Source organism: Saccharothrix sp. NBAS 001, from assembly GCF_056640475.1.
Genome location: NZ_CM153251.1, coordinates 3,356,623 through 3,370,826, shown reverse-complemented (window position 1 = coordinate 3,370,826; position 14,204 = coordinate 3,356,623). Strand labels below are relative to the sequence as shown.

Annotated in this window: 13 protein-coding genes; 12 read left to right on the top strand and 1 reads right to left on the bottom strand. The window is 74.9% G+C overall.

All coding sequences use genetic code 11. The features are described from left to right. The first annotated feature begins 223 nt into the window (after positions 1-223). From AC0HI0_RS14210 to AC0HI0_RS14175, 8 genes are all read left to right on the top strand, one after another. Complete coding sequence (locus tag AC0HI0_RS14210; protein WP_480932817.1) at positions 224-1,258, top strand: DegT/DnrJ/EryC1/StrS family aminotransferase; 1,035 nt, start codon at positions 224-226, stop codon at positions 1,256-1,258. Further along, positions 1,255-2,400, top strand: coding sequence for a DegT/DnrJ/EryC1/StrS family aminotransferase (locus tag AC0HI0_RS14205; RefSeq protein ID WP_480932816.1), 1,146 nt, complete (start codon positions 1,255-1,257; stop codon positions 2,398-2,400). The genes AC0HI0_RS14210 and AC0HI0_RS14205 overlap by 4 nt, the downstream gene beginning before the upstream one ends. Continuing rightward, positions 2,394-2,528 carry a hypothetical protein gene (locus AC0HI0_RS14200; RefSeq protein ID WP_480932815.1) on the top strand — a complete coding sequence of 45 codons (135 nt, stop codon included), beginning with the start codon at positions 2,394-2,396 and terminating at the stop codon, positions 2,526-2,528. The genes AC0HI0_RS14205 and AC0HI0_RS14200 overlap by 7 nt, the downstream gene beginning before the upstream one ends. Beyond that, positions 2,525-3,820, top strand: a complete 1,296-nt coding sequence (locus AC0HI0_RS14195; protein WP_480932814.1) for a protoporphyrinogen/coproporphyrinogen oxidase — start codon at positions 2,525-2,527, stop codon at positions 3,818-3,820. Before AC0HI0_RS14200 ends, AC0HI0_RS14195 begins: the two co-directional genes overlap by 4 nt. Beyond that, positions 3,817-4,749, top strand: coding sequence for a class I SAM-dependent methyltransferase (locus tag AC0HI0_RS14190; protein ID WP_480932813.1), 933 nt, complete (start codon positions 3,817-3,819; stop codon positions 4,747-4,749). Before AC0HI0_RS14195 ends, AC0HI0_RS14190 begins: the two co-directional genes overlap by 4 nt. Positions 4,750-4,945: 196 nt before the next feature. After that, positions 4,946-6,139, top strand: coding sequence for a class I adenylate-forming enzyme family protein (locus tag AC0HI0_RS14185; RefSeq protein ID WP_480932812.1), 1,194 nt, complete (start codon positions 4,946-4,948; stop codon positions 6,137-6,139). Between the two features lie 382 nt (positions 6,140-6,521). Beyond that, positions 6,522-7,535, top strand: a complete 1,014-nt coding sequence (locus AC0HI0_RS14180; RefSeq protein ID WP_480932811.1) for an alpha/beta hydrolase — start codon at positions 6,522-6,524, stop codon at positions 7,533-7,535. A 78-nt stretch (positions 7,536-7,613) separates the two neighbouring features. Then, positions 7,614-9,173 carry an outer membrane protein assembly factor BamB family protein gene (locus tag AC0HI0_RS14175; protein ID WP_480932810.1) on the top strand — a complete coding sequence of 520 codons (1,560 nt, stop codon included), beginning with the start codon at positions 7,614-7,616 and terminating at the stop codon, positions 9,171-9,173. Positions 9,174-9,184: 11 nt separating this feature from the next. On the opposite strand, the gene AC0HI0_RS14170 is transcribed toward AC0HI0_RS14175, so the two are convergent. Beyond that, on the bottom strand, positions 9,185-9,463 hold the full coding sequence (locus AC0HI0_RS14170) for a hypothetical protein (protein ID WP_480932809.1): 279 nt from the start codon (positions 9,461-9,463) through the stop codon (positions 9,185-9,187). Between the two features lie 541 nt (positions 9,464-10,004). Here AC0HI0_RS14170 and AC0HI0_RS14165 point away from each other — a divergent pair. The 4 genes from AC0HI0_RS14165 to AC0HI0_RS14150 all read left to right on the top strand — a co-directional run bounded on the left by AC0HI0_RS14165 (position 10,005) and on the right by AC0HI0_RS14150 (position 14,198). After that, the gene (locus AC0HI0_RS14165) at positions 10,005-10,934 is read left to right on the top strand and encodes a hypothetical protein (RefSeq protein WP_480932808.1); all 930 of its coding nucleotides are present in this window, start codon (positions 10,005-10,007) and stop codon (positions 10,932-10,934) included. A gap of 108 nt (positions 10,935-11,042) precedes the next feature. Continuing rightward, positions 11,043-12,116 (top strand): isopenicillin N synthase family dioxygenase, encoded by a 1,074-nt coding sequence (locus AC0HI0_RS14160; protein WP_480932807.1) that lies wholly within the window; start codon positions 11,043-11,045, stop codon positions 12,114-12,116. Continuing rightward, positions 12,113-13,399: a bifunctional o-acetylhomoserine/o-acetylserine sulfhydrylase gene (locus tag AC0HI0_RS14155; RefSeq protein ID WP_480932806.1), complete on the top strand. Its 1,287-nt coding sequence runs from the start codon at positions 12,113-12,115 to the stop codon at positions 13,397-13,399. Before AC0HI0_RS14160 ends, AC0HI0_RS14155 begins: the two co-directional genes overlap by 4 nt. Beyond that, on the top strand, positions 13,392-14,198 hold the full coding sequence (locus AC0HI0_RS14150) for an alpha/beta fold hydrolase (RefSeq protein ID WP_480932805.1): 807 nt from the start codon (positions 13,392-13,394) through the stop codon (positions 14,196-14,198). Before AC0HI0_RS14155 ends, AC0HI0_RS14150 begins: the two co-directional genes overlap by 8 nt. The last annotated feature ends 6 nt before the right edge of the window (positions 14,199-14,204 follow it).

The window sequence follows — 14,204 nt, the reverse complement described above, 5'->3', positions numbered from 1 at the left end:
CAACGGAGTCCGCCGTAGTTGACCAGGAAGAGTGAACTCCCGTGCGTGCGAGCGTGCCCCAGAGCCCCTGTCCTACGCTCCGAACCGAGCTTCGACAGCGGAGGTGAGTACGCTGCCAGTCCCATTCTTCACGCAATCCGCCACCTTTTCCCGACAGTGGCCGATAACGCGGAAGAACATTGTCCGGGCGATCCGGAACGGCAGGTATTCACCGGGTGCCGGGGTGGCCGAGTTGGAAAGCGCCTTGGCGCGCTACACCGGGGCCCGGCACGTGGTCGGCGTCAACAGTGGCACGGATGCGCTGGTGCTGCTGCTCAGGGCGTGCGGGCTGCGCCCCGGCGAGGAGGTGGTGGTGCCCGCGTTCTCCTTCGTGGCCACCGCGTCCTCGGTGGTGCTGGCCGGCGGGCGCCCGGTGTTCGCCGACATCGACCCGGAGGGCTACGGCCTGAGCGCGGCGTCGGTGGCCGCCGTCGCCGGACCGGCCACCCGGTTCGTGCTGCCGGCGCACCTGTTCTGGCACACCGCCGACATGGCCGCCCTCGACGCCGTCGCCGAGGCCCGCGGCCTCACCGTCGTGGAGGACAGCGCGGAGGCCATCGGCGTGCGCCACGGCGGCGTGCACGCCGGGCTGCTCGGCGTCGGCGGAGTGCTGTCCTTCTTCCCCACCAAGACGTTGGGCGCGCTCGGCGACGCGGGCGCGGTGCTCACCAACGAACCGGCGATCGCCGAGACGGTCGGTGCGCTGCGCCACCACGGCCGCTTCGGCCGGACCCTGGACAACGTCCCCGGCATCGCCACCACGACCGGGCTGCCGGGGGTGAACAGCAGGATGGACGACATCCAGGCCGCCGTGCTGCTGACCAAGCTCGACCGGCTGGACGCCGACATCCACCGCCGCGCGGTGCTCGCCCACCGCTACACCGAGCGGCTGGCCGGTGTGCCCGGGGTGCGTCGGCTGCCGTCCGTGCGGCCGGGCGTGCGCGGGGTGTTCTACGTCTACGTGGTCGAGGTCGAGCGGCGCGACGAGCTGGCCGCGCACCTCGCCTCGCGCGGCGTCGGCACCGAGGTCTACTACCCGACGCCGCTGCACCTCCAGCCGTGCTTCGCCGACCTCGGGCACCGGCCCGGCGACTTCCCCGAGGCGGAGGCGGCGTGCCGGCGCGCGGTCGCGCTGCCGCTCTACCCGGACCTGGCCGACGCCGACGTCGACGTGGTGTGCGCGGAGGTCGAGGCGTTCTACGCGGGCAGGCGCGCGTGACGGTCCCGTTCTGCCCGCCGGAGGTGTTCGACGACGACCAGGAGGTGCTGCTCGACCTGGTCGAGGAGATCGGCCGGGCACCCGACCAGCGGTTCATCCTCGGCCCGCGCACCGCGGCGCTGGAGGCCGCGATCCGCGACTCGGTGGGCGCGGCCGACGCCGTCGCCTGCGGCAGCGGCACCTCCGCGCTGACCCTCCTGCTGGACGCGATGGACGTCGGCCCCGGCGACGAGGTGATCGTCCCCGCCTGCGGTGGCGCGCCACTGGCCGCCACGCCCGTGCTGCGCGGCGCGACGCCGGTGTTCGCCGACGTCGACCCGTCGACGGCGGTCGTCGACCCGGGGGACGTGGCGGAGCTGGTCACCGGGCGGACCAGGGTGATCATGCCCGCGCACGTGTTCTCGGCGATGGCCGACATGCCCGCGCTGCGCCGGATCGCCACCGGGGCGGGCGCGCGGCTGCTGGAGGACTCGGCGGCCGGCCTGGGCGGCGTGCTGGGCGGCCGGGCGGCGGGCACCTGGGGCGACGCGGGCGTGTTCTCCTTCGCCCGCGCCGAGACCTTCGGGATGCCCGGCGAGGGCGGCATGGTGGTGACCGGCGACCCGGCGCTGGGCCGCGTGGTGCGGATGCTGCGCAACCACGGCCAGGACGGCACGACCCGCTTCCGGCACCACCGGGTCGGCTACAACAGCCGGTTCGACGAGATCATGGCGGCGTTCCAGCTGCACCGGCTGGCCGGGCTGCCCGAGCGGCTGGAGCGGCGGGCCCGGATCGGCGACTACTACACCGGGCGCTTCACCGGCCTGCCCGGCGTGGTGGCGCCGCCGCCCGGTCGGGAGGGCCGCTGCTTCCACGTCTACTCGCTGCTCGTCGAACGCCGTGACGCGCTGCGCGACCACCTGGCGGCGCGCGGCGTCGACAGCCACGTCCACTACCCGACACCGCTGCCCTACCAGCCCGCGTTCGCGCGGCACGCCGCGCCCGGCCGCGACTGGCCCTCGGCGTCCTTGGCGTGCCGCCGGCAGCTCGCCCTGCCCGTCCACCCCCAGCTGACCGACGCCCAGGTCGAGCACGTCGCCGACGAGGTGTGCCGGTTCGCGCTGTCCCGAGGAGATGCCATGACGTCCGAGGACCCGTGCTGACCGCGCTCGCGGCCCCGGGCCGCGCGGTGGCGTGCGTCCGGCCGACGACGCCCGACGCCGTCGACGGCCGTGCCGACCACACCCCGGACACGCCGGCCGGCGCGCCCGCGGCGGTGAACCTGCGATGACCCCGGACGTCGACGTGGTGGTGGTCGGCGCGGGCGTCGCCGGGCTCACCGCCGCGCACGAACTGGCCAAGGCCGGGCGCGAGGTGCACGTGCTGGAGGCGTCCGACCGGATCGGCGGCCGGATGGCGACGCTGCACCACGACGGGTTCCTCATCGACTCCGGCGCGCAGGTGATCCCCGAGCGCGGCCACGACGCCACCTGGTCGCTGCTCGCCGACCTCGGCGTGGCGCGGGCCGACGTGCCGAGGATCGGCCGCCGGCTCGGCGTGTGGCGCGACGGCCGGGTCCGGCCGGGTCTCGGCCACCCGCTCGGGCTGCTGACCGGGGCGGGCCTGTCCGCGCGGGCCCGGCTGGACCTGGTCGGGCTGCTGCGCGGCCGGCACGAGTTCGACCGGCCCGAGGACGCCTCCGCCGAGACGGTCGCCGCGTTCGCCGCGCGGCACCACTCCGACCTGCTGGACTACCTGTGCCAGCCGGTGGTCTCCGGGTTCTGCGGCTGGGACCCGGCGCGCTCGTCGGCCGGGCCGTTGCTGGCGCTGCTGTCGTCGGTCGGGCCGTCGTCGGGGTGGCGCACCCACCGCGACGGCGCGGACACCTTGGTGCGGCTGCTCGCCGAACGGGTCGACGTCACCACCGCCGGCCCGGTCCGCGAGGTCGTCGCGGAGCCGAAGTCGGCCCGGATCTCCTTCGGCGGCAACGAACTGCGCGCGCGTTCGGTGGTGCTGGCGGTGCCCGCGCCGCTCGCCCGGCGGGTCTACCCGAACCCGCCGGCGCACGAGCGGCCGTTCCTGGAGGCGTCGAACTTCGCGCCCGTGGTGCAGGTGCACCTGGTGCTGGACCGGCGGCCGGCCGCCAGGACCTTCCTGGTCCTGGTGCCCGGGGTGGCCAGCCGGACGCTGTCGACGATCGTGTTCGACCACCTCAAGCACCCGGACCGGGCACCCGCCGGACGGGGCCTGGTCACGCTGGTCGCGCACCCGAACGTCGCCCACCGGCTGCTGGAGGCGTCGGACGCGGACGTGGCGGACATCCTGGCCACCGCGGGCGAGGAGTTCGTGCCGGGGCTGCGGGCGGCGACCCGGGACGCGGTCGTGCGCCGGTTCCGGTACGGGCTGCCGGAGGCGACGCCGCGCGCGGTGTCGCTGCGCGCCGCGTTCGCCGCGCGGCCCAGCGGGGTCGTGGACTACGCGGGCGACTGGGTCGGGGTCATGCCGTGCGGCGAGTCGGCGGTGCGCTCCGGCCGCCGGGCCGCCGCCCGCGTGCTCGCCGAAGCCGCGAAGGAGAGCGTGTGAAACCGCACGACACGGGCACGTTGCCCGGTGAGGCCGCCGCGCACCGGTCGGCGACCGCGCCGCCGCCGGGCCGGCGGTTCGACGCCGTGCCCGAGCGAGCCACGACATCCGCTGCGGCGGCACGGCCGGGCCGCCCGCCCGGGGGTCGGCACCGCGCGGCGGACGTGACGGTCGTCGCCGAGCGCGGCCCGCACACCACCGAGCAGTTCCGCTGCCTGTCCGCCGCCTACGACCCGATCACGCTGGCCCGGCTCGGGCAGACCGGTGTGCGCAAGGGCTGGCGGTGCCTGGAGGTCGGCGCCGGCGGCGGCAGCGTGGCCCAGTGGCTCGCGCACCGCTGCGGATCGGTGCTGGCCACCGACCTCGACCCGAGGCACGTGCCACCGGCGCCGGGGTTGTCCGTGCGGCGGCACGACATCGTGCGCGACCCGTTGCCCGAGGGCGAGTTCGACCTGGTGCACGCCCGGCTCGTGCTGGCCCACCTGCCCGAGCGGGAAGCGGTGCTGCGCAAGCTCGCGCTGTCGCTCAGACCCGGCGGCTGGTTGCAGGTCGACGAGTTCGACAGGAGCTACGCACCGGTCCTGGTCGCGCCGGACGAGGACGCCGCCCGGCGGTACGCGGAGTTCGTCGCGGCGCGGGATCGGGTGTTCGCGGCGGCCGGGGCGGACGGCGAGTGGGGCCGCAAGGTGGCCGCGTCGATGGTCGAGGCGGGCCTGGTCGACGTCGACCCGGTGCCGGTGACCCAGCCGTGGCGCGCCGACTCGCCCGCCGTCCGGCTGCTCGCGCACCACACCCACCACCTGCGGGACCGGCTGGTCGAGGCCGGGATGACCGACGAGGACCTGCACCGGGTGCGCGCGGTGCTGGCCGATCCCGCGTTCCGGGCGTCGTCGTGCGTGTTCTACTCGGTGCACGGGCGGCGGTTGTGACGGCGGCGCACGGGATCGCGTCGCGGTCGGCCGAGCCGTTGGGCGGCTCGTCCCGGTGGTCGTCGGGTGGAGTCCGGCGGGGGCCGGTGTCCGGCCGGGGCGCCGAACCCGCTCCGACCGCGCCAGTGCGCACCGACCTCACGGCACCGCGCCGGTACGGGTGGGTGTTCTCCGCTTCGCTCCGGGGGTTCCCGCGATGACCTGGTGTTCCTCCAACGGCGTCGAGTTGCGCGACCTGGTGCCCGAGGCGTCCCGCCGGGCCTGGGTGGCGGCCGGCCACTGCCCGGACCGCGACCTGTACTCACTGTTCCGGGAACGGGTCGCGCGGCACCCCCGGCGCACCGCCGTGGTGGACGACCGGGGCTCGCTGGACTACGCGTCGCTGGACGCCGAGGTGCGCCGGCTGGCCGGTGCCCTGCACGGGTTCGGGCCCGCGGACATCGTCGGCGTGCGGGTGCCCAACAGCCGCGACGCGGTGATCGGCGAACTGGCCGTCGCGGCGATCGGCGCGGTGGCGCTGCCCTTCGCGGGCGGCCTGGCGGACGCGGTCAGCCTGCTCGGCCGGTCCCGGGCCGGCGCGCTGATCACCGATTCGCCCGCCCCGCAAGGCTTGCCGGACCTGCGGAAGGTGCTGCCGGTGACGGCCAGGGGCCCGGCCTGGCAGCCGGTCGAGGTCGACCCGGAGGCCCCGGCGCGGATCCTGGTGTCGGCCGGGGGCGAGGCCGCGCCGACGATGGTGGCCTACTCGCACAACGCGATCGCCGGCGGCCAGGGCAACTACGTGCGGGCCGTGCACCGGGACACGGCGGTGTGGCGGGACCTGGTGCTGGTGCCGCTGTCGTCGGTGTTCGGGTCGTTCGGTGCGGCGGTCACGTTGTGCCGGTTCGGCGGCACGGTGTTGCTGCTGCGCAGGTTCGACGCCGCCGCCGCGCTGCGGATGATCGCCGGCCAACGGCCCACGCACGTGTTCGGCGTGCCCGCGATGCTGGCCCGGATGGCCGCGATGGCGTCCACTGTGGACACTTCGTCGCTGCGGGCGGTGGTGGCCGGCGGCGACGTGCTGCCGTTGCCGGTGTTGCGGGCGTGCCGGAACGTGTTCGGCGTCGACGTGGTCGACGTCCACGGTTCGTCGGACGGCGTCAGCTGCCACACCACGACCCCGGAGCGCGGCGTGGGCCGGCCCGATCCCGCCGTCGCCGACATCCGAGTGGTCGACGGCGAGATCTGCGCCCTGGGCCCGATGACCCCGCTGTGCCACGTCGGCGCGCCCTCGCCCCGGCTGCCCGGCGGCTGGGTGCGGACCGGCGACCACGGCCGGTTCGACGAGACCGGCACGCTGCACGTCGTGCGGCGGCCCGCGCGGGTGGTGGTCCGCTCGCCGGGTTCCTGACCGGAAGGCCCGGCGTGACGCCGCCCGGCCTGCCGGAGTTCCCGTTGGAGCACAACGGGAATGCCTGCCTGCGCACGTTGACCCGACTCACCGGGGGAGCGGCACGGCGGAGCCCGATGGCGTTCGCCCCCTCGCCTGACCCGGTCGTCACACCGGACCGGTCCGCGATCGGTGTGATCACCGTCTGCCGGTCGGCCGGTGGCGGTGGGCCTCGAAGTCCTCTGTGGACAATGAGGGTCGCTCGCCGGGCCGTCGTCGGCCGAGGGAGTGCCGCCACTCGACCAGGTGATCGCCATTCCCTGAAAGTGGACGCCGCTGCAACGGTTGTAGCGTGCTCGCCACCCTCCTTGTCCCCACCACGCAATCCCCGAGAGGATTCGCCGTGCGACTCCGCGCCTTGGCCGCCTCGCTCCTGCTCTCCGCGAGCCTGTTCACCCCGCCCGCGCACGCCGGCCCCGCCGTCGCGTGCGCCGAGACCGACCTGCCGGTGTCGCTGGGCCTGTTCGCCCAGACCGTGCACGGCCAGCTCTGCCTGCCCGCCGGAGCCGCACCCGACACCGTGCAACTCCTGGTCCACGGCGCGACCTACAACCGGCACTACTGGGACCTGCCCTTCGACCGCGGCCGGTTCTCCTACCAGCGGGACCTGGCGCGGCGCGGGGTGGCGACGTTCGCGGTGGACGGCATCGGCTCGGGCGACAGCTCGCAGCCGCTGAGCACCCTGGTCACCGGCACCGGCCAGGCCTCGGTGGTGCACCAGGTGGTCGGCGGGCTCCGGTCCGGGGGCGTCCTCGGCCACCGCTTCGACCGGGTCGTGCTGGTCGGGCACTCGATGGGCGCGGGGCTGGCGGTGGTCGAGGCGACCACCTACGGCGACGTGGACGGCGTGGTGCTGACCGGGTTCAGCCACTCGGTGGACCTCCCGGAGGTGGCGCGGGTCTTCGTGGAGGGCCTCCGCCCGGCGGTGCTCGACCCGGTGCTGGCCGCGCGCGGCGGCGACCCCGGCTACGTCACCACGATGTCGGGCGCGCGCAACGTGTTCCACGACCCGGGCGTGGTCGACCCGGCGGTGCTCGCGGCGGACGAGGCGACCAAGGACCAGTTCCCCGCGACCCTCGTGCCCGACCTGGTGACCGAGGCGTTCCTGAGCCCGCTCACGCGGCGGATCACCGTGCCGGTCCTCCTGGTGGACGGCCAGGTCGACTCGCTGTTCTGCGCGTCGCGGTGCGAAGACCGCACGCGGTTGCTCGACGCCGAGGAGCCGTTTTTCTCGCCGGGCACCCCCGTGGACGCGTTCCTGCTCCCGCGCGCGGGCCACACCCTCGGCTACGCGCCCAACGCCGCCGACTACCGCACCGCCGTGCTGAACTGGACGAACGCTCACTTCGGGGGGTGAAGCGCGGCACCGGGAGTTCACGTCCGGGACGGAACGCGCGGTGCCGATCTTCCGTCTGAGCGGCGGAGGTTCCCACACATGCTGCGTTACTTGACGCTCGTCGGTGCGGCGGCGGCCGTCGCCGCACCCCTCCTGCCGGGCGGTGCCGCGCGATCGGAACCGGTGGACGGGCCGGTCATCGGCCTGGCGGCGGCCGTGGTCGCGGTGGCCGCCTTGGGGTTCGCCCGGTCGAAGGTCGCGCGGATCGCCGCCGTGCTGGGCGCGGTGGCCGCCCTGGCGCTGGTGCTGCGGATCCTGGTGCCCGACCTCGGCGCGGGGCTGACCGGGCCGCGCCTGCCGGTGCTGGCGGTGGGCGCGCTGGCCGTCGCGATCGGCACCGGGCTGTCGGACAGCTGGCGGTTGCGGCCGGTCGGCGCGCTGGCGGCGGTCGTCGCGGTGGCCGCCGCGGTGCTCGCGCCGGTCGGGGCGGACGCGCTGATCGTCCGGTCCACCACCCGCGACGAGCGGGGTTTCGCGCCGCCGCCGGTCGCCGAGCGGCTGACCGGCCGGCAGTGGGCGTGGCAGCCGCCGGCCGACGTCGCGGCGGTGGTGGCGGCCGGGCACGGCGTGGTGGTCGGGGTCGGCGGCGGGGTCGTCGCGGCGCTGGACGGTTCGGACGGCGACGAGCAGTGGCGCTACACCCGGCGGGGCGCGCACGTGGCCGCGCTGACCGCGTCGAAGGACGGCCGGGTGGTCGTCGCGGCGTTCCGGTCGGTGCTCGACACCCGCAGCCAGTTGCTGGTGGCGCTGGACGCCGACACGGGGGCCGTGCGGTTCGAGAAGGTCGTCCCGTCGGTGCTGGCGGAGATCGGGGCCGTGGTCCCCGGCACGGCCGTGCTGGCGCTGCGGGACCAGGACGTGCTCACCGGCTACGACCTGGCGACCGGCGACGAGAAGTGGCGCTGGACCCCGCCGGAGGGCTGCACCGCGCCGTTCACCCGGGCCGTGCGCGGCAAGACCACGGTGCTCACCGCCGTCGAGTGCCCGGACGCCGCCCGGCTGGTGGCGCTGGACGAGACCACCGGCGCGGAGCGGTGGCACCACGAGGTCCGGCTCGGCCGGGCCGACGGCCGCCGGTTGGACGTCCACCTCGCCGGCGCCCCGGACGGTGCGGTGGTCTGGGCGCAGTTGCTCTCCACCCGGGCGGCACCGGGTGCGGTCACCCGGGCGTTGTTCGACGCGGAGACCGGAAAGCTGCTCTACCAGCCGGATCCGCGCTGGGTCGTGCGCGTCGACGTCGGGCCCCGGGTGCTGCTGGAGGTTCAGGACGGGCCCACCGTCAAGGAGGTGCACAGCCTCGACCCGGCGACCGGCACGACCCGGCCGCTCGACCCGAGCGCGTGCCAGGACCGCACGGCGGACGTCACCACCGCCACCACCTACGTCCGCGAGTGCGCCGACAACGGCCGCGAGATGACGGTGGTGCTCCAGGACTTCGACGGCTCGCCGGCGGCCGGCGTGCCGGTCCGGGTGGACGGCTCGGGCGGGCGGCTGGAGTCGTTCCTGGTCGCCGCGCCGGGCGCGATCGTGGTCGCGCGCAGCGCTCACGGCGGCACTCCGTCACCGGTGGTGGGGCTGGTCGGAGGCGAACGCGGGTAGCGGTCGTCTGGTCAGCGGTGCGACTGGGGCGGGCAGTGCGCCGCGTCGCCCGCGTCGTAGACCACGGACCCGGCGAGCGCCTTGCGCGACCGCTCGTGGTGGTAGCGGCACAGCAGCAGGTCGACCGGCCGGGCCGGGTCGTCGGGCAGGGTCACCAGCACGACGACGGCCGGCTTGGCCAGGCAGCAACAGGCCCGCTCGGCGGACCACAGCACCGGAGCCCACTCCGACGCGAGCGGCGAGACGTGCTCCGCGATCGCGCGCCGGAGCCAGTAGAGGTTGTTGTCCACCCGTGCAGCGTCACACGGCGCGGGCCTCCGTGGGAGGGAACAAAGTCACTGTGGGGTAGGGAAAGCCACGGAAAGTCAGCGAATCCCCCGGGAAAGGCCCGGAAAGACGAGTGATCGTCACAGTCCGGCCGGGCCGCCCGCGCCCGCACCGGGCCGGGTTCCGGCCCCGCGCCGGGGTGTCGGCTCCGGGTCTTGGTCGGCACGCCGCGCAGCCGCCGCCGTTCGTCGTCGGCCGAGTGGCGGACCGGATTCGGCGGCGATCGGGGCGGGCGGTTCGACCGACCGCCGCGCGACCACCTCGCCCGGACCCGCGCGCCGCACCTCGGCCGGCCCTCCGCAACGCCCGCCGGCATCGCGCGTTCGTCCTCCCGCCGGGCACCGGGTGGTGCGTCCGAATGGTTTCCCGGTGTTGTCGTGGAATAGCCGCACAACGGCGGAAGTGCGCGTTCATGCGGTCGGCGGTTGTTGCCCGACGAAATCACGAATACGTTGTGGAAACGATGATTGCTCCCTCGCATTGGAATCTACCAAGGAGTGCGTCGTGAGTCGAAGATCGTCGTTCGGGTGGGCTCTCCTGCTCGTCACCGCCACGGTTTTCCCTGGTGTGGCGCAAGCGGAGCAGGCCGGTGCCACGGCTGCGGAAGAGTGCACGGGCGTCACCTGGACGGTCCGGAACAAATTGTGGGACCGCGATCTGACCATCGTCGGGTCCGACGTCCACACGAATGCCTATCGCGGCGACACGCCGTGCGACAGCTCGTTGCCCGTGCTGTGCCTGCGGAAATCGCAACTGCCGGTGCCGCCGGGGATCACCCCGACCTACCACGAGGGGTGGAGCGGCGGCGAAGTCCGGCTGACGCCGCCGGTGTCCGGGTACGCGTTGTACAGCCGGGCGGCCGCGGACGGGTACTGCGCCAGCCGGTTCGGCGCGGGGTGGCGGATGGGTGAGCACCACGACGGTGGCGGCGGCTGGTCCTGGTGGGCGGTCGGCGACCTGAACCGGGTCTGGACCTACATCAACGACCAGCCCGCGAACCCGTGGAACACCACCACCGGCCGCGCGATGACGTGGACCAAGCGGGCCCAGGAGTGGAACCGCGACCTGGTCGACTGGACGTCGGACAAGAAGACCGACGCCTACCGGGGCGACACCCCGGTCACCTCGAAGCTGCCGGTGCTGTGCCTGCTCCAGGACGGGCGGGAGGTGCCGAGCGGGATCAACCCCGCCGACTACTACAACGGGTGGGCGCGTGGCGAAGCGCGGATCACCACACCGGTCGTCGGCACGTCGTTGACCTCGCTCGCCGCCGCGAACGCGCTGTGCGCGGCCCAGTTCGGCGCGGGCTGGCGGATGGCCGAGTTCCACGACGGCCGGGGCGGCTGGGGCTGGTGGGCCGCCGGCGACCCCAGCCGGTTCTGGACCGCGATCGACGACCAGCCGGCCAACCCCTGGGACCACCTCGGCTCCTGAGCCCCGCGTTCCCCGGCGGCCGCGCGGTCGCCGGGGAACCTCCGGCGCGAGGACCCGGCAGGAACCGTCCGTGCACCCGGTTCACCCGAACGTGCAAGCGTGTCCGGGATGTGGGAAGCGCGTTTCGCCAGGTCGGATCGCCCTACGCTCGGGTTCGTGAGTCCCTCGACCGCTCCCGCGCTGCCGTTGATCGACATCTCCCGCTTCCGCGACCCCGCCGCCGACCGCGCCGCGTTCCTCGCGGACCTGCGCCGCGCGGCGCACGAGGTGGGGTTCTTCTATGTCGTCGGGCACGGCGTGCCGGACGAGCTGACGTCGGGGATCTTCGTCGCCGCGCGCGAGTTCTTCGCGCTGCCGCTGGAAACCCGGCTGGCCGTCGAGAACGTCCACTCGCCCCAGTTCCGCGGCTACACCCGCACCGGGCACGAGTACACCGGGGGCGCGCCGGACTGGCGCGAGCAGCTCGACATCGGCCCCGAGCGGGCCGCGCCGGAGGTCGGTCCGGGCGATCCGCTGTGGCGGCGGCTGATCGGGCCCAACCAGTGGCCCGCCGGCCTGCCCGCGCTGCGCGAGACGACGTTGGCGTGGCAGGCCGAGGCGCTGCGGGTCAGCCGAGAGGTGCTGCGCGCGCTCGCCGCCGCGCTGGGCCAGGACGAGGGCTACTTCGACACGTGGTTCGACGACGAGGCGTCGACGCACGTGAAGATCGTCCGCTACCCCGGCCGCCCGGCCGACGACGCCGACCAGGGCGTGGGCGCGCACAAGGACTACGGCTACCTGGCGCTGCTGCAGCAGGACGACGTCGGCGGGCTCCAGGTGCAGGCGGCGGACGGCGGGTGGATCGACGCGACACCGGTCCCCGGCAGTTTCGTGTTCAACATCGGCGAGATGCTGGAGATCGCGACCCGGGGGTACCTGACCGCGACCCGGCACCGGGTGGTCAGCCCGCCCGCCGGCGTCGAGCGGTACTCCGTGCCGTTCTTCCTCGGGCCCCGGCTGGACGCCGTGGTCGAGCCGCTGGAGCTGCCCGCGGAACTGGCCGCGCGGGCGCGCGGGGTGAGCCAGGAGGCGGACAACCCGCTGCACGCGGCGTTCGGCGACAACGCGGTGGTCGGCTGGCTGCGGTCGCACCCGGAGGTCGCGCGGCGCTGGTGGGCCGACGTCGTGGCGGACCGGGGATGAGCGGCTGGTCGTTCGAGACGCGGCAGGTCCACGCGGGCGCGCGGCCCGACCCGGCGACCGGGGCGCGGGCCACCCCGATCTACCAGACGACGTCGTTCGCGTTCGAGGGCGCGGACCACGCCGCCGAGGTGTTCGCCCTGCGGGACCTGGAGAGCCACGCCTACACCCGGCTGTCCAACCCGACCACGCTGGTCGTGGAGGAGCGGATCGCCGACCTGGAGGGCGGGGTCGCGGCGGTCGCCGTGGCCAGCGGCCAGGCGGCGACCACGTTGGCGCTGTTGAACATCGCGCGCGCCGGCGACCACGTGGTGTCCTCCGCCGCGCTGTACGGGGGCACGTACAACCTGCTCGCGCACACGTTCGCCGACCTGGGCATCGCGGTGGACTTCGTGCGCGACCCGGACGACCTGGCCGCGTGGCGGTCCGCGATCCGGCCGAACACCAAGGCCCTCTACGCGGAGACCGTCGGGAACCCGCGCGGCGACGTGCTGGACGTGGCGGCGGTCGCGGACGTGGCGCACGCGGCCGGCGTGCCGCTGGTGGTGGACAACACCGTGCCGACGCCGTACCTGTCGCGGCCGATCGAGCACGGCGCGGACGTCGTCGTGCACTCCACCACCAAGTTCCTGTCCGGGCACGGCACCGGCATCGGCGGCGTCGTGGTCGACGGCGGCCGGTTCGACTTCACCGCCGACCCGGCCCGCTGGCCGCAGCTCAACCGGCCCGACCCGAGCTACCACGGCCTGGTGTTCGGGCAGGAGTTCGGCGACGTGGGCTACAGCCTGCGGCTGCGCACCAGGCTGGTGCGCGACCTCGGTCCGGCGGTGTCGCCGTTCAACAGCTTCCTGCTGTTGCAGGGGATCGAGACGCTGTCGTTGCGGCTGGACCGGCACGTGGCCAACGCGCGGGCGGTCGCCGAGTGGCTCGTCGAGCAGCCGCAGGTGACGGAGGTGCACTACGCCGGGCTGCCCGGCAGCCCGTGGCACGACGCGGCCAAGCGCTACCACCCGCTGGGCGTCGGCGCGATCGTCTCGTTCGAGCTGGCGGGCGGCCTGGCGGCGGGCCGCCGGTTCGTGGACCGGCTGGAGCTGTTCAGCCACTTGGCGAACATCGGCGACGTGCGCAGCCTGGTGATCCACCCGGCGTCGACCACGCACGCGCAGCTCACCCCGGAGCAGCAGGTGGCCGCCGGCGTGACACCGGGCCTCGTCCGGCTGTCGGTGGGCATCGAGGGCGTCGGCGACCTGATCGCCGACCTGGGTCGGGGTCTGGCCGATGGGTGAGTTCGCGGGCCGCACCGGAAAAGTCCACTTCGGACAGTGGGGTCCCGCCGAACCGGACGCCGTGGTCGTCTTCCTGCACGGCCTCGGGGAGCACATCGGCAGCTACGAGCCGCTCGCGGCGGCGTTGACGGGCGCCGGGTTCGCGTTCTGGGCGCACGACCACGCCGGGCACGGCCGCAGCGAGGGCGAACGGGTCCTGGTCGGCTCGGTGGACGACCTGGTGGACGACGCGGAGACCTCGCTGGACCTGGCCCGCGCCGCGCACCCCGGCCTGCCGGTGGTGCTCGCGGGCCACTCGCTGGGCGCGACCGTGGCGACGCTGCTGACCGGGGAACGCCTGCTGGGCAAGGAGAAGGCCCCGGTCGCGCTGGTCTTGACGGGCGCGTCGCTGCTCCCCGAGGCGTCACCGCTGGAAGCCCTGCTGGCTTCCGGGGTCGACCCGTGGGAGCTGCGCAAGGACCCCGGCGAGATGACCCGGCACACCGGCTACGCCCAGCAGATCCGCGACGATCCGCTGACCTGGCAGGGCGGGCTGCGCCGGGAGACCTTGCGGGCGCTGACCGAGGCCGCACCCCGCACGCACGCCGTGGTGCCGCGCCTGGACCTGCCGGTGCTGCTGCTGCACGGCGAGCAGGACGACCTCGCTCCCGCCGCGAGCGCCGCCCGCGCCGCCGACGTGCTGCCGAACGCGCGCCTGGCGGTCTTCCCCGAGGACCGCCACAACATCCTGAACGAGGTCGACCGCGACGAAGTGCACCGCGTCTTCGCCGATTTCGTCGCCGCGCACACCCGCGGCTGACGCCGT

Bases quoted from the DNA above. Each gene is read 5' to 3' on its own strand.
- AC0HI0_RS14185 (WP_480932812.1), top strand. From the start codon at position 4,946: ATGACCTGGTGTTCCTCCAACGGCGTCGAGTTGCGCGACCTGGTGCCC.
- AC0HI0_RS14150 (WP_480932805.1), top strand. From the start codon at position 13,392: ATGGGTGAGTTCGCGGGCCGCACCGGAAAAGTCCACTTCGGACAGTGG.
- AC0HI0_RS14155 (WP_480932806.1), top strand. From the start codon at position 12,113: ATGAGCGGCTGGTCGTTCGAGACGCGGCAGGTCCACGCGGGCGCGCGG.
- AC0HI0_RS14195 (WP_480932814.1), top strand. From the start codon at position 2,525: ATGACCCCGGACGTCGACGTGGTGGTGGTCGGCGCGGGCGTCGCCGGG.
- AC0HI0_RS14160 (WP_480932807.1), top strand. From the start codon at position 11,043: ATGTGGGAAGCGCGTTTCGCCAGGTCGGATCGCCCTACGCTCGGGTTC.
- AC0HI0_RS14175 (WP_480932810.1), top strand. From the start codon at position 7,614: ATGCTGCGTTACTTGACGCTCGTCGGTGCGGCGGCGGCCGTCGCCGCA.